Source organism: Streptomyces sp. FH025, assembly GCF_017427025.1.
Taxonomy (GTDB): Bacteria; Actinomycetota; Actinomycetes; order Streptomycetales; family Streptomycetaceae; genus Kitasatospora.
In genome coordinates, this window is the sequence record NZ_JAFLNG010000128.1 from 1 (window position 1) to 14,292 (window position 14,292).

Consider the following 14,292-nt stretch of genomic DNA (forward strand, 5'->3'; position numbering starts at 1 on the left):
CGCGTTGCCACCACACACGGCAACGGTGCCGCCTTAGCTCAGTTGGCCAGAGCAACGCACTCGTAATGCGTAGGTCGCGGGTTCGAATCCCGCAGGCGGCTCACTTGAAGGCCCAGGTCATGTAGCCCATGACCTGGGCCTTTTGCCGTTGGTCCCGTCTTTCCGGGCGGTCCGGGCGGTCACCCGGCCGAGGAGGCCGCCAGGCGTGCCGGTCCGTCTGACGCGCTCGGAGGGAAGAGCGAGTCCGGGGCGAAGTGCGAGCGGACGTGGGCGGTGAACCGCTCGAAGTCGGCCATCGTGCCGGTGAGGGTGCGGTAGTTGTCGACGCCGCGCGCCGCGATTCCGAAGTCCCGGCCGGGGAGGACGACCGAGCCGAGGGCGCGCCGGAAGTAATCGGCCGGTCCGGGCCGGCCGTACGCGTAATAGCGGGTTATCGGGGTGTTGAGGAGCATCCAGCGGGCGCAGCCGTGCACCACGGCCTCGCCGTACCGCAGTCCGTGGCCCTCGGCGGCGAACCGGGTGATTTCGCAGGCGTCCGGCGCGCCGATCTCGTGTCTCGGAAAAACTCCGAGTTCGCGCATTTCCAGGCGCGGCGCGCCGGCCGGGGTGACCCGCAAGGTGCTCCTGAGGACACCGCGTGACCACAGTCCGAAAACGAAGCTGTGGAGGTCCGTCTCCTCGTCGGCGGCGAGTTCGCCCGGATCGAACTCCAGGCGTTCCCGGTACACCCGCGCACGCAATTCCGTCAGTTCTTCCCAATTCGGATCGCCGGGCCGGAGGCGGCGGAACTCGACGCGCTCGCCCGCACTCATCCCCGGGCCTGGTAGGCGTGCAGGCTGGCGTCGAAGAGCTGGCCGGTCAGCCAGAGCGAGGTGCGGGCGACCGTGAGCACGGCCTGCTGCTCGTCCGGCGTACCGGCCCAGCGTTCGATCTGCTCCTTGACCTCCTTCGAGTGCTTGGCGTCGATCTCCGCGTGGGCGACGAAGAACGACATCTCGCGGTCGGCCAGCCCGAGGTCGGTGCGCATGTGCTCGAGCAGGTCGGTGATGTACGGGTAGGCGTTCTCGGCCCAGTAGGAGTAGCCGAGGCGCGCGATCGCGCCGTCCCTCAGGCCGACCGAGTAGAGGTAGCCGATCAGGGCGGTGGTGGCGGGGAGCGCCGGGGCGTCCAGGGTGTCGTCGAGCAGATCGACGGCCCTCAGATCGTGCTCGATCATCTTCTCGTGGCCGAGTTCCTCCTCGGCGTGCTCGAAGCAGTAGCGCAGCAATCCCATTTTGGCGGGCGGCACCCGCCACGCGGCGAAGGACTGGTTGATCGGATTGTGCTGGGTGTAATGCCAGAGCTGGGCCATGAAGATTCGATAGAGCTCGCGGTCCAGGCCCTTGTCGAGCAGGTGCCGCCAGAACGGGCCGGCGTGGATTTCTCCCCAGGCCCGCTTTATCTCTCCGTCCAATTCGTCAAAAAACTGATTCCTCAAGATCCGCTCCCGATGAATGATCGGCACCGCAATGGCGATTCACCATGCTAGGGCGCGGACGGGGGGCTGGCTACGGCGCAATGCGGGATTCGAGCCGGTCTTTCAGAGATAAGCAATCCGGAAGAAACGGGCCTGCCGAGTGGCGTCCTGGCCGCGGTGTCGGGCCGCAGCGCGGGGACGTGATGCCCTCACCGCCACCCGCCTCACGATGGTTTTCGCTTCAATCGATCACCGGTGCGACGTTACGATGAGCGGCCCCTGTCACCCTCCTCCCTCCCCCGGAGTGCACCGTGTTCGGTGTCAACGACCTGGCGACGTACATACTCGGCGCCCTCGTCATCGTCCTGCTGCCCGGCCCCAACTCGCTGTACGTGCTGTCGGTCGCCGCCCGCAAGGGCGTCCGGACCGGGTACAAGGCGGCGGCCGGGGTGTTCACCGGCGACCTCACGCTGATCAGCCTCACCTCGCTGGGCGCCGCCTCGCTGCTGGAGGCCAACCCGGCGGTGTTCGCGGTGGTCAAGTTCGGTGGCGCGGCCTACCTGCTCTGGATCGGCTTCGGGATGCTGCGCGCCGCCCGCCAGCTGTGGCGCGAGCGGCGGGCCGAGGCCGACCCGGCCGCCGAGGCGGCCCCGGAGGCCGTCGAGCGGCCGTTCCGCCGGGCGCTGGTGATCAGCCTGCTCAACCCGAAGGCCATCCTCTTCCTGCTCTCCTTCTTCACGCAGTTCGTCGACCCGTCCTACGGGCAGCCCGCGCTGTCCTTCGCCCTGCTCGGCGGCATCCTGCAGACCTTCAGCGTGCTCTACCTCTCCCTGCTGATCTTCGCCGGGACGACGCTGGCCACCGCCTTCCGCCGTCGCAAGCGCCTCTCCGCCACCCTCACCAGCGGGGTCGCCGTCCTGTTCGCCGGCTTCGCCGCCAAGCTGGCCGTCTCCTCGACGTAGAAGGAAACGACGACGTGGGACGACACCGCTACCGGTCGCAGCGCCGCCCCTGCTCCGGGGCCTCCCCGGTGAGCAGGAAGCGGTTGACCGCGCCGTCCACGCAGGCGCTGTGCCGCCCGTACGCGGTGTGGCCATCGCCGTCGTAGGTGAGCAGCCGACCGGACTCCAACTGCCCGGCGAGCGACCGGGCCCAGTCGTACGGGGTGGCCGGGTCGCGGGTGGTGCCGATGACGACGATCGGCGCGGCACCGGCGGCCCGGATGGTGTGCGCCGTCCCGGTGGCCCGGACCGGCCAGTAGGCGCAGTTCAGCGCCATCCAGGCCATGCCGCGCCCGAAGTGCGGCGAGGCCCGCTCGAAGTCCGGCACCGCCCGCTGGACGTCCGCCGGCGAGCCGAACGGGGCGGGCAGGTCGAGGCAGTTCACCGCGGTGTTGGCGAACATCAGGTTGGGGTACGTGCCGTCCGCCTCGCGCCCGTAGTACGCGTCGGAGAGCTTGAGCAGGCCGGTGCCGTCGCCCGCCTTGGCGTCGGCGAGCGCGGTGCGCAGATCGGGCCACAGGAAGTCGGCGTACATCGCCTGGATGACGCCGGTGGTCGCCTGGGCCTCGGTGAGCCGGCGCCCGTCGTCGGTGCTCGGCAGCGGGCGCTCGTGGACGGTCGCGAGCAGGGCGGTGAGCTGGTCGCCGACCTGCTGCTCGGTGCGGCCGAGCGGGCAGTCCTCGCGCCGGGCGCAGTCCTTCGCGAAAGCCGACCAGGCCGTCTCGAAGCCGCCGGCCTGGGTGCGGTTGCCGGTGATCGAGTCGAGCGCCGGATCCATCGCGCCGTCGAGCACCAGCCGCCCGACCCGGGCCGGGAAGAGCCCCGCGTAGGTGGCGCCGAGGAAGGTGCCGTAGGACTCGCCCACGAAGTTCAGCCTCTCGTCACCGAGCAGGGCCCGCAGCACGTCCATGTCGCGGGCCGCCTCGACGGTGCTGAGGTGGCCGAGCGCGGGCCCGGCGTGCTGTCGGCAGCCCTCGGCGAACTCCTTGTCGGCGGCGACCAGCGCGTCGATCTCCTGCTGGTCGCCGGGGGTGAGGTCGACGGCGGTGAAGGCGTCCATCCGCTCGCCGCTCAGGCAGGTGACGGGGCTGCTGCGGCCCACCCCGCGCGGGTCGAGGCCGACCAGGTCGTACCGGGCGCGCACCCCGCCGTCGTACGTCCGGGCGGCGGACTCCAGGTACTCGATCGCCGAGCCGCCGGGCCCGCCCGGGTTGAGCAGCAGGGAGCCGATCCGGGCCTCGGCGGCGCCGGAACCGGCAGCGGAGGAGCCCCCGGGGACGGCCGCCGCCCGCGCGGCGGCGAGGGTGAGGTCGCCGTCACCCGGCCGGTCGTAGTCCATCGGCACCCGGAAGGTGGTGCACTCGAACCCGTCGTCACAGGGCTGCCAGGCCAACTGCTGGCCGTAGTACGGCGCGAGCGTGGCCGCAACGGCGGCGGGCAGCGGCTCCAGCGGGGTGACGGCGGCGGCCTGCGCCGTGGGCCCGTGGGTACCGCCCGAGTCGGGCGTGGCCGTACCCGACGCACCCGACGCCCCGGGTGGCCCCGCACTGCACCCGGCCACCGCGAACCCGGCCGCCAGCAGCCCCGCCGCGAGCGCCGCGGCCGTCATCCGTACCCGCCCGAAGGCCCTCATCCGCTTCCCTTCCATGACCGACGACCCACCCGACTCGACCTGCTCCGAACCTCCCTCGAAGGAACGCCGCTGCCCGGTACCCGCCCCGGGTACCGGGCAGCGTAACGTCCGCCCACCCGGTGTTCAGGACGCCTTGGCCAGCGCCTCGGCCAGGAACTGCGCCGCCTGCCGGACCAGTCGCAGCCGCTCCCGGTCGGGGGTGTAGTCCTGCACGTTGTCCGAGATCTTCACCTCGGCCTTGCCCGCCGGGCCCGACCCGGCCTTGAGCGCCGCCTGGAGCTTGCGGGCCGTGTCCAGCCCGGCGGTGTCGGCCTTGGCAGCGGCCAGCAGCAGCTTGGCCGTGCTGCCGGCCGGGGCCTCGGCGCCGGTCTGGGCCAGCGCGGCGGCGTCGTAGCGGCCGGAGACTGCCGCGGCCACGCCGTACAGGTCGGGGCGGGCCAGCCCGGCCGCGGCCGCGCACGGCGCGCCGCCCTCGACGCCGAGGGTGCCCCAGGAGGCCGGGCCGGGCGGCAGGGTGCGGAAGGAGGTGGCGACGGTGGTGCGCAGCGCCTCGTCGTCGGCGACGGCGGCCGGGGCGGCGGCGACCAGTTCGCAGGGGTGCGCGGTGCCGCTCGGCGCCTCGGGGGCGACCAGGATGAACGGACGGGCGCGGCCGGTCTGCAGGGCGGCACTGATGCCCTCGAAGACGTCCGGGACCTCGGCGTCGGCGGTCCTGCTCGGGGTGGCGGCGTGCATCACGACGACCGGGAAGCGCGCGTTGGGCTCCTTGGCGTACTGCGGCGGCAGCCAGACCCGGATGTTGCGGGACTTCCCGTCCGGACCGGGCACGGCGGACTGGAGCAGTTCGCCTCCGCCCGGATGCCCGACGCTGTCGAAGCGGCTGACCACGGGCGGCGCCGCGGGATCGGACTCCGGGGCCGCCGGCGGTGCGGCCTGCTGCCGGGCTGCCGCGGCCGCCGCGGCGGCCGCTCCACCCGCGGGCCCCGCGCCCGGGCCGGACCCGGCCCCCGCCTCGGACACGTCCACGGCCCGGTCCGTCTGCTGATCGTGACGGCTGAAACCGCTGAAACCGCCGAACGCCCCGAGCCCGCTGAGCATCGTCAACGCCGTGACGCACACCCCGCAGACCATCGCCCCCGCCGCCCGCACCAGCATCGGCCACCGTTCGCCCGCCAGCTCGTAGGTCTCGGCGGCGCGAAGGTCGTGCCAGCGCTGGAGCGCACCGCGCGAGAGCCAGAGCCCGCCGAGCGCTGCGGCGAGCAGGGGGATGACGAGGAGCGGACGAACCACGGGACGCACCACCTCGGGAGGAGGGCCGGCGCCGGACCGGATCCGGAGCCGTACGGGAGACGACCGCTCCGGCGGCGGGCCCTCCCGGAGGGGACCCGGGGTACGGCCGGGGCGCAGTCGGCCCCCAGCGTGCACAACGGGCGCACGGTCACACGACGGTGTGCCCGGCGAGTATCGCCCGTTCACTCGAAGGTGGGACGGCGCGCCGACTCCGGGAGGCGTACGGGGTGACCGGAACGGGCTCAGGGCGGTGGAGCGCGGTCATACGGATCACGCGTACGGTCACGCCCGGCCCGGCGCCCAGCCCAGTGTTCAGCCCGGTGTTCAGCCCGCCCGCAGCGCCACCGTCATCGCCTCGACCGCGAGCAACGGGTCCACGTTGCGGTCCAGCGCCTCGCGGCAGGCGAGCACCGCCTCGATCCGGCGCAGCGTGCCCTCGGCCGGCCCGGCCTGGGCGACCCGGTTCAGCGCCTGTCGCTGGTCCTCGTTGGCGAGCGCACCGGTCGAGCCGAGCTGGATCGCCAGCACGTCCCGGTAGAAGCCGAGCAGGTCGAGCAGGGCGACGCCGAGGGTCTCCCGGCGGGTGCGGGTGGCGCGGCTCTTCTGCCGCTTCTCCAGTTCCTTGACGGCCCCGGCCATGCCGCGCGGTGCCTTGCTGCCCTCGGCGGCGCCGTAGGCGGCCTTCAGGTCGTCGGTCTCCTTGGCGTCCTGGGTCTCGGCGAGCGCCTCGGCATCGGCCTTGGCGGTGTCGACCAGACGCTGGGCGGCGGCCAGGCAGCCGCCGATGTCGGCGACCTCCAGCGGGATCCGCAGCACCTCGGTGCGGCGGCTGCGGGCCTGGTCGTCCACCGCGAGGCGGCGCGAGCGCTCGATGTCGCCCTGCCCGGCGAGCGCGGCCAGCCGGGCGGTCTCCGGTTCGACGCCGTCCCGGCTGACCAGCATGTCGGCGACCGCCTCGGCGGCGGGCGTGCGCAGCACCAGCAGCCGGCAGCGCGAGCGGATGGTCGGCAGCACGTCCTGGACGGAGGGGGCGCAGAGCAGCCAGACGGTGCGCGGGGAGGGCTCCTCCACCCCCTTGAGCAGCGCGTTCGCGGCGGCCTCGGTGAGCCGGTGGGCGGCGTCGACCAGGATCACCGACCAGCGGCCGCCGGTCGGGTAGCTGGAGGCGCGCAGCACCAGGTCACGCATGTCGCCGACGCCGATGGACAGGCCGTCGGTCCGCACGTACTTGACGTCGGCGTGGCTGCCGGCCAGCACGGTGTGGCAGCCGTCGCAGAACCCGCAGCCGGGCGTGCCGCCGAGCGCGAGGTCGGGGCTGGTGCACTGGAGGGCCGCGGCGAAGGCGCGCGCGGCGGTGACCTGCCCGGCCCCGGGCGGGCCGGTGAACAGCCAGGCGTGCGTCATCAGGGAGGCGTTCCCGCCCTGGTCCGCGGCCGCGCCCCGGCCTGCCGCGACCGTCGCCCCGGCCGCCCGGGCGGCCGCGGTCAACTGTTCGACCACCCGCTCCTGGCCCACCAGGTCGTCCCAGACGGCCACTGTGCTGCTCCCAAGCTCCGTACGACGGCGCTCCCGGCGCCGATTCCCCGCCGTCGAGCATACGTCTCCGCTCCGACAGCCACTGCTCCGTCCGGGTCACCCCCGGGAACCCCGGTACGACGGGGGCGGCGCCGCCAGGGGGCAACCGCCCCGGCGACACCGCCCGTCGTCCGTCGTCCGTACGAAACCGTCGGGGGTCAGCCCTTGCGGCCCCAGCGACGGCCCTTGCCCTTGCCGCCGTCCTCGCCCCGGTCGTTCCCGCCGCTCCGGTCCTGGCCGCCGCCCGGGCCCGGCCCGCCGTCGCCGCCGTTCTGCTCCCAGCGCGCCCACTCGTCGCGCGAGCCGAGCAGCGTGTCGGTCAGGCTCGGCAGGTCGTCCAGCGGGGTCTCCTCGGCCCACTCCGGCCGCGGCCGCTCGGCGGCGGGCTGAGCCGTCGGGGGCGCCTGCCGGTCGTCCACCACCGGCAGCTCGCGGGTGCTGTCCACCGGCTCACCGGCACGGCGCGGCGCGCCCGTACGGCCCGGCTCGACCCGCGGCAGCACCTCGGTCCGGTCGGCCTCCGCCGGAACCTTCGGCAGCACGGCCGTCTCGTCCGCCGACGAGGCCGGCACCGCCGGCAGCTTGGCGGTCGTCTCCGCGTCCGTCTGCCGGTCCCGCAGCGACAGCTCACGCGTCGCCTCGTCACCGATCCCGGTCGACGCGTCCCCGGGCACGTCCCGAGGAACGTCCCGGACCGCCCGCAGCTCGGTGGTCGCGGCGTCCCCGGCCGGGGCCCGACCCTCCGCCCGGCCCTCCGCCGTCTCCGCCGCCGCGGCGGCCGCCGCGAGGGCCGCGGCCTGCGCCAGTCGGGCCTCCTCGGCCCGCTGCAGCGCCTCCTCCGCCCGGCGGCGCTGCTCCTCGCGGGCCAGCTCCCGCTGCCGCTGCAGCTCCGCCTGGGCGGCCGCCTCGTCGGCGATCCGCTTGCGCTCGGCGGCCTCCGCGGCCAGTCGGGCCTCCTCGGCCGCGCGGCGCTTCGCCTCCTCCTCGGCCCGGCGGCGCGCTTCCTCCTCCGCCCGGCGGCGGGCCTCCTCCTCGGCCTTGCGCCGGGCCTCGGCGGCGGCCCGCTCGGCCTCCTCCTTGGCCAGCCGCTCCTTCTCGGCCTGCTCGGCCCGCAGCTGCGCCAGCACCTCCTGGCGCTTGCGCTCGGCGGCCTCCTCCTCGGCCTTCTTGCGGGCCTCCTCGGCGGCCCGCCGCTCGGCCTCCTCGCGGGCGAGGCGCTCCTGCTCGGCACGGGCCGCCTTCTCCTGCTCGGAGAGCGGCAGCTCGCGGTCGAGCCGGTGCCGGATGGCGGTGGTGACGAAGTCGGGGGCCTGGCTGCCGTCCACGACCAGGTAGCGCGCCGGGTCGGCGGCCGCGAGGGCGAGGAAGCCGGCCCTGACCCTCTGGTGGAACTCGGTCGGCTCGGACTCCAGCCGGTCCAGCGCCTCGGTGAAGCGCTCCCGGGCCCGGGTCGGGTCGACGTCCAGCACCACGGTCAGGTCGGGGAGCAGCCCGCCGGTCGCCCAGCGGGAGATCCGGGCGACCTCGGTGGCGGCCAGGTCGCGCCCGGCGCCCTGGTAGGCGATGGAGGAGTCCATGTACCGGTCGGTGATCACCACGGCGCCGCGCGCGAGGGCCGGCCGGATCACGTTCTCGACGTGCTCGGCCCGGTCGGCCGCGTAGATCAGCGCCTCGGCCCGGTGCGACAGGCCGGTGTTGCCGACGTCCAGGACCAGGCCGCGCAGCCGCTGCCCGACCGGGCTGCCGCCGGGCTCGCGGGTGAGCACGACCTCGTGCCCCTTGCCGCGGATCCACTCGGCCAGCGCCTGGGCCTGGGTGGACTTGCCGGCGCCGTCGCCGCCCTCCAGGGCGATGAAGAAACCGGTGCCCGTGCCCCGGTGCGGCACCGGGCCGGCCGCGCCGCGCACCGCGTCCACCAGGTCCCGGCCGAACGGCACGGTGCCGCGCCGGTCGTCGGTGCGCAGCAGCACGACGGCGGCGAGCACCAGGGTGAGCAGCCCCGCGGTGGCGACGGCGAGGGCCGCGCCGCCGTGGATGAAGGTGAAGGAGCCCGGCTCGACGGAGCCGTACTCGACGTCCCCGTAGCCGGCGGCGATCAGCGGGACGAGGACCAGCGCGGCGGCCACCACGACCCGCAGCACCGCGTACAGGTGCTCGGTGACCTTCGCCAGCCGCGCCTCCTCGACCTCCTGGGCGAGCAGGGTGCGCCCGGCCGAGATCACTATCCCGGCGGCCAGGCCGGCCAGCACGGTGAGCAGCAGGACCAGCACGAAGTCCAGCACCAGCCCGGCCAGGATCAGCGCGACGCCCTCGGTGAGCAGCGCCAGCGCGAGCAGCCGGCGGCGGGACAGCGCGGGCAGCGTGGCCCGGGTGAGCCGGGCGCCCAGCGCGGGCGCGCCGGCCGCGGCGAGCACCAGCAGGCCGTAGCCGATCGGCCCGGCCCGGTGCTCGGCGGCGGTGAGCAGCGCCAGCGCGGCGACGCCCGCCATCGAGGCGTACCCGGCCGCGACGGCGAAGGTGAAGTACGGGGCGCTGCCGGTGCGGCCCTTGCGGAGGGCGGGGCCGGGGGCCGCGTCGGTGGGCGCGCGCAGGCCGGTCAGCGGCGAGTGCGGGGCGACGGCCACCGGGCCGCCGGGCAGCTGCTGGAGGTAGCCGCGGGCGGCTGCGGCGGCGAACAGGCCGGCCGCGCCGATCGCCGCGAAGGTCAGCTGGTGGGCGCGCAGCCAGTCCGAGCCGATCGCCGCGCCGATGTTGTTGAGCAGGGTGAAGGCGACCAGCCCGACGGCCGCGAGCGGCACGGTGACCCAGCCGGTGAAGCGGTCGATGCTCCGGACGGTGTCCAGGTTGGCGGCGGTCGGCCGCTGCTCGGCGGTCGGGGCGTAGACATCGGCCGGCGGCAGCAGACCGGGGACGGCGGCGCTCCTGGCGATCCCCCGGACCCGCTCGGTGGCGCTGGTGACGAACACGGTGGCGAGCAGCACGTAGGTGGCCGCGCCGGAGGGCTGCGGGCCGGAGCCCAGCCAGACCGTCCACCAGGGCGCGAGGCCGATCAGCACGGCGGCCAGCGCGTCCGCGCCGAACAGCGTCCAGCGCCGGTCGAGCCGGCCGGCGACCAGCTGGTGCACCGGCTCCAGCAGCGCGACGCCGACCAGCCCGGTGGCCGCCACCCGGGCGGCGAGGACGGCGGCGGTCGCGAAGGCGAGGCTGCGCGGCAGGTCGCCGAACTGGCCGCCCTGGGCGGCGGCGATCACGGTGAGCGCGAGCAGCACCAGCAGCCCGAGCCGGTCGGCGGTACCGCCGATCAGCTGGGTGGTCCACAGTCGCCGGTAGGGCCGGGTCCGCAGCAGTGCCCGGGCCCGGTCCACCGGGGTCCCGGCGGGCGCGACCTCGGACAGGTCGGGCCCGGCGGCTCTGGCGGCCGGGGCGGCGCTGGGGGTGGGCTGCTCCTCGCTCGTCATACGGTCAGCGTAGCGGTCTGGGCTTTGCCCGATTGAGACGAACGGGGTTCCGGATCCCGGTCATCACCGCCCTGTGACGATCCCCGCACAGTCCCCGACACGCCGAAGGCCCGCGCCTCCCCGGTGGGAGGCGCGGGCCCGGGGCCACTGTCGGAGGATCAGCCCTCGTCGGTGGCGGCGGTCTTGCCGGCGGCGGCCTTCTTGGCCGTCGTCTTCTTGGCCGCCGTGGTCTTGGCGGCTGCCGTCTTGGTGGCCGCGGTCTTGGTGGCGGTCTTCTTCGCGGCCGTCTTCTTGGCGGCGGTCTTCTTGGCGGCGGTCTTCTTGGCGGCGGTCGTGCCGGCCGTCGTCTTGGCCGCCGCGGTCTTCTTGGCCGCCGTCTTCTTCGCCGGGGCCTTCTTCGCGGCCTTCTTCACCGGCCCGCGCGCCCGCTTCTCGGCGAGCAGCTCGTAGCCGCGCTCCGGCGTGATCGTCTCGACGTCGTCGTCCTTGCGCAGCGTCGCGTTGGTCTCGCCGTCGGTCACGTACGGGCCGAAGCGGCCGTCCTTGACCACCACCGGGCGCTCGCTGACCGGGTCGGTGCCCAGCTCCTTGAGCGGCGGGGCGGCGGCGGCCCGGCCGCGCTGCTTGGGCTGGGCGTAGATCGCCAGCGCCTCGTCGAGGGTGATCGTGAAAAGCTGGTCCTCGCTGGTGAGCGAGCGCGAGTCGGTGCCGCGCTTGAGGTACGGGCCGTAGCGGCCGTTCTGCGCGGTGATCTCCGCACCCTCGGCGTCGGTGCCGACCACGCGCGGCAGCGAGAGCAGCCGCAGCGCGTCCTCCAGGGTGACGGTGTCCAGCGACATCGTCTTGAACAGCGAGGCGGTGCGCGGCTTGACCGCGTTCTTGCCGGTCTTGGGCGTGCCCTCGGGCAGGATCTCGGTCACGTACGGGCCGTAGCGGCCGTCCTTGGCGACCAGCATGTTGCCGCTGACCGGGTCCGGGCCCAGCTCGAAGTCGCCGCTGGGCTTGGCCAGCAGCTCCTCGGCCAGCTCGACGGTCAGCTCGTCCGGCGGCAGCTCGTCCGGGATGTCGGCGCGCTGGCCGGGCTCGCCCTCGACGGCGGAGGCGCGCTCGACGTACGGGCCGTAGCGACCGACCCGCAGGGTGATGTCGTCGCTGACCCGGAAGGAGCTGATCTCCCGGGCGTCGATCGCGCCCAGGTCGGTGACCAGTTCCTTCAGGCCGCCCAGGTGGTCGCCGTCGCCGTTGCCGGCCTCGGCGGCGCCGCCGGCCGCGTGGCCGTCGCCCTCGCCGAAGTAGAAGCGCTTCAGCCACGGCACGGACTGCGCCTCACCGGCGGCGATCCGGTCGAGGTCGTCCTCCATCTTGGCGGTGAAGTCGTAGTCGACCAGCCGGCCGAAGTGCTTCTCCAGCAGGTTGACCACGGCGAAGGAGAGGAAGGACGGGACGAGCGCCGTGCCCTTCTTGAACACGTACCGGCGCTGGATGATCGTGTCGATGATCGACGCGTAGGTGGAGGGGCGGCCGATCTCCCGGTCCTCCAGCTCCTTGACCAGCGAGGCCTCGGTGTAGCGGGCCGGCGGCTTGGTGGCGTGGCCCTCCGGGGTGATCCGCTCGGCGGCCAGCGGGTCGCCCTGGGCGACCTGCGGCAGCCGGCGCTCGCGGTCGTCGAGCTCGGCGTTCGGGTCGTCCGCGCCCTCGACGTAGGCCTTGAGGAAGCCGTGGAAGGTGATGATCTTGCCGGAGGCGGAGAACTCGACGTCCCGGCCGTCGGCGGAGGTGCCGCCGACCCGCACGGTGACGGACTGGCCGACCGCGTCCTTCATCTGGGAGGCGACGGTGCGCATCCAGATCAGCTCGTACAGCTTGAAGTCGTCGCCGGTCAGGCCGGTCTCCGCGGGCGTGCGGAAGCGGTCGCCGGAGGGGCGGACGGCCTCGTGCGCCTCCTGCGCGTTCTTGACCTTGCTGGCGTAGGTGCGCGGGGCGTCCGGCAGGTAGTCGGCTCCGTACAGCTGGGTGACCTGCGCCCGGGCCGCGGCGATCGCGGTGTCCGACAGCGTGGTGGAGTCGGTACGCATATAGGTGATGAAGCCGTTCTCGTACAGCTTCTGGGCCACCTGCATGGTCCGCTTGGCGCCGAAGCCCAGCTTGCGGCTGGCCTCCTGCTGGAGCGTGGTGGTGCGGAACGGCGCGTACGGCGAGCGACGGTAGGGCTTGGACTCGACGCTGCGGACGGCGAACGCGGTCTGCTCCAGGGCGGCGGCCAGCTGGCGGGCGGCCTGCTCGTCCAGGTGCAGGGTGTTGGCGCTGGCGGCCTTCAGCCGGCCGTCCGGGCCGAAATCGCGGCCGCTGGCGATCCGCTTGCCGTCGACCGCGGCCAGCCGGGCGCCGAAGGTCTCCGGGTTGGCGGCATCGACCGGGGTGCGGCCGGTGCCGAAGGTGCCGACCAGGTCCCAGTACGAGGCGGTGCGGAAGGCCATCCGCTCGCGCTCGCGCTCGACCACCAGACGGGTCGCGACGGACTGCACCCGGCCCGCCGACAGCTTCGGCATGACCTTCTTCCACAGCACCGGCGAGACCTCGAAGCCGTACAGCCGGTCGAGGATGCGGCGGGTCTCCTGGGCGTCGACCAGGCGCTGGTTGAGCTCGCGCGGGTTGGCCACCGCCTCCTGGATCGCCGACTTGGTGATCTCGTGGAACACCATCCGGTGCACCGGCACCTTGGGCTTGAGCACCTGCTGGAGGTGCCACGCGATGGCCTCGCCCTCGCGGTCCTCATCGGTGGCGAGGAAGAGCTCGTCGGACTCCGCGAGCAGCGACTTCAACTTGCTGACCTGGGACTTCTTGTCCGCGTTGACCACGTAGATGGGCGCGAAGTCGTGATCGACGTCCACCCCGAGGCGGCGTACCTCACCGGTGTACTTGTCCGGTACCTCGGCCGCGGTGCTGGGGAGGTCGCGGATGTGCCCGACGCTCGCCTCGACGATGTAGCCGGGGCCCAGGTAGCCCTTGATCGTCTTCGCCTTGGCCGGCGACTCGACAATGACGAGTCGCTGTCCGTGCGCGGTCTCGCTGCTCGGGGACACCTTCGCTCTTCTCTCCCGGTCTTCATGTGGCTGGTCGGCGCTGGCAGCACGGGCTGCGCTCCGCCCGACCCCTCCACCGTCCCGGGGCAGCCGCTGCACGACGACCCCACCAGCGGAGTGTGACCGTACCCCGGCCACCCTTGTCAAACGGACGGATCCCGCTTTTTCACTTGCCGGACTCACCGACGCCACTCGAACGGTAACCCGATGACGGAGGTTCCCGCCCCGTGGAGGGGGGCTTCGGCAGGTTCCGGAGGATGGAATGACGGATTCAAAGATCTGTCAACGGGAAATTCGGCGCACTTCCGGGGTTGTACCGTCGGCTTCCGGCCGTCTCCCGCTGCCGGCGGTCGGCCGTACGAGGCCCGGCTCGCGCCCCTCAGCTCCCGGCTGCGGCCAGCAGCCCGGCCCCCGCCGCCAGACAGCCCACGGCCAGGGCGCTCCACAGCAGGTCGGTGACCGCCGCCCGGCCGACCTCCCCCGCCGCCAGCACCGCCCGACTGGGGCGGTCCGGGTCGTAGCAGATCCGCACCGAGGCACCGGGTGCGAACCGCTCCGGACGGCGCAGCGGGGTGTGCCCGCGCGGGCGGGTGAGCACCAGCTCCGCGATCCGCCCGGCACCGGCGACGGCGCCGGGGCCGTCGGCCGGGGGACGCACGGAGAAGGAGAGCAGCGGGGCGCTGTCGAGCTGGCCGTGCGCGTCGTTCTCTGCGACCACCGTGGCCACCGCCGACACGCCCACTCGGCGTACCCGGTGGCGAAGGCGCACTTCGGCGGCGCACCAGAGCAGCAGCAC

9 protein-coding genes and 1 tRNA gene are annotated in these 14,292 nt (G+C 74.0%); 2 read left to right on the forward strand and 8 right to left on the reverse strand.

Annotation, left to right across the window (positions count from 1 at the left end; all coding sequences use genetic code 11):
- The first annotated feature begins 27 nt into the window (after window positions 1-27).
- A tRNA-Thr gene (locus J0670_RS12325) sits at window positions 28-101 on the forward strand.
- A gap of 78 nt (window positions 102-179) precedes the next feature.
- Here J0670_RS12325 and J0670_RS12330 read toward each other — a convergent pair.
- Both J0670_RS12330 and J0670_RS12335 read right to left on the reverse strand, forming a co-directional pair.
- Window positions 180-728 (reverse strand): hypothetical protein, encoded by a 549-nt coding sequence (locus J0670_RS12330; RefSeq protein ID WP_207811552.1) that lies wholly within the window; start codon window positions 726-728, stop codon window positions 180-182.
- 80 nt (window positions 729-808) lie between these two features.
- A complete protein-coding gene (locus J0670_RS12335) occupies window positions 809-1,453 on the reverse strand; it encodes an iron-containing redox enzyme family protein (protein ID WP_207811553.1) in 645 nt (214 codons plus the stop codon).
- A gap of 314 nt (window positions 1,454-1,767) precedes the next feature.
- Between J0670_RS12335 and leuE the strand changes: the two genes are divergently transcribed.
- Window positions 1,768-2,418: a leucine efflux protein LeuE gene (leuE, locus tag J0670_RS12340; protein WP_207811554.1), complete on the forward strand. Its 651-nt coding sequence runs from the start codon at window positions 1,768-1,770 to the stop codon at window positions 2,416-2,418.
- A gap of 28 nt (window positions 2,419-2,446) precedes the next feature.
- On the opposite strand, the gene J0670_RS12345 is transcribed toward leuE, so the two are convergent.
- From J0670_RS12345 to J0670_RS12370, 6 genes are all read right to left on the reverse strand, one after another.
- Window positions 2,447-4,090 carry an alpha/beta hydrolase gene (locus J0670_RS12345; RefSeq protein ID WP_243436917.1) on the reverse strand — a complete coding sequence of 548 codons (1,644 nt, stop codon included), beginning with the start codon at window positions 4,088-4,090 and terminating at the stop codon, window positions 2,447-2,449.
- 123 nt (window positions 4,091-4,213) lie between these two features.
- A complete protein-coding gene (locus J0670_RS12350; protein WP_207811555.1) occupies window positions 4,214-5,380 on the reverse strand; it encodes a hypothetical protein in 1,167 nt (388 codons plus the stop codon).
- Window positions 5,381-5,704: 324 nt separating this feature from the next.
- Complete coding sequence (locus J0670_RS12355) at window positions 5,705-6,916, reverse strand: DNA polymerase III subunit delta' (protein ID WP_207811556.1); 1,212 nt, start codon at window positions 6,914-6,916, stop codon at window positions 5,705-5,707.
- A 197-nt stretch (window positions 6,917-7,113) separates the two neighbouring features.
- Complete coding sequence (gene tmk / locus J0670_RS39870) at window positions 7,114-10,413, reverse strand: dTMP kinase (protein ID WP_207811557.1); 3,300 nt, start codon at window positions 10,411-10,413, stop codon at window positions 7,114-7,116.
- A gap of 158 nt (window positions 10,414-10,571) precedes the next feature.
- Window positions 10,572-13,496 (reverse strand): type I DNA topoisomerase, encoded by a 2,925-nt coding sequence (gene topA, locus J0670_RS12365; protein ID WP_207811558.1) that lies wholly within the window; start codon window positions 13,494-13,496, stop codon window positions 10,572-10,574.
- A gap of 379 nt (window positions 13,497-13,875) precedes the next feature.
- On the reverse strand, window positions 13,876-14,292 hold a 417-nt coding region (locus J0670_RS12370; RefSeq protein WP_207811559.1), incomplete at its 5' end, for a DUF3592 domain-containing protein.

Bases quoted from the DNA above. Each gene is read 5' to 3' on its own strand.
- J0670_RS12345 (WP_243436917.1), bottom strand. From the start codon at position 4,090: ATGAGGGCCTTCGGGCGGGTACGGATGACGGCCGCGGCGCTCGCGGCG.
- tmk (WP_207811557.1), bottom strand. From the start codon at position 10,413: ATGACGAGCGAGGAGCAGCCCACCCCCAGCGCCGCCCCGGCCGCCAGA.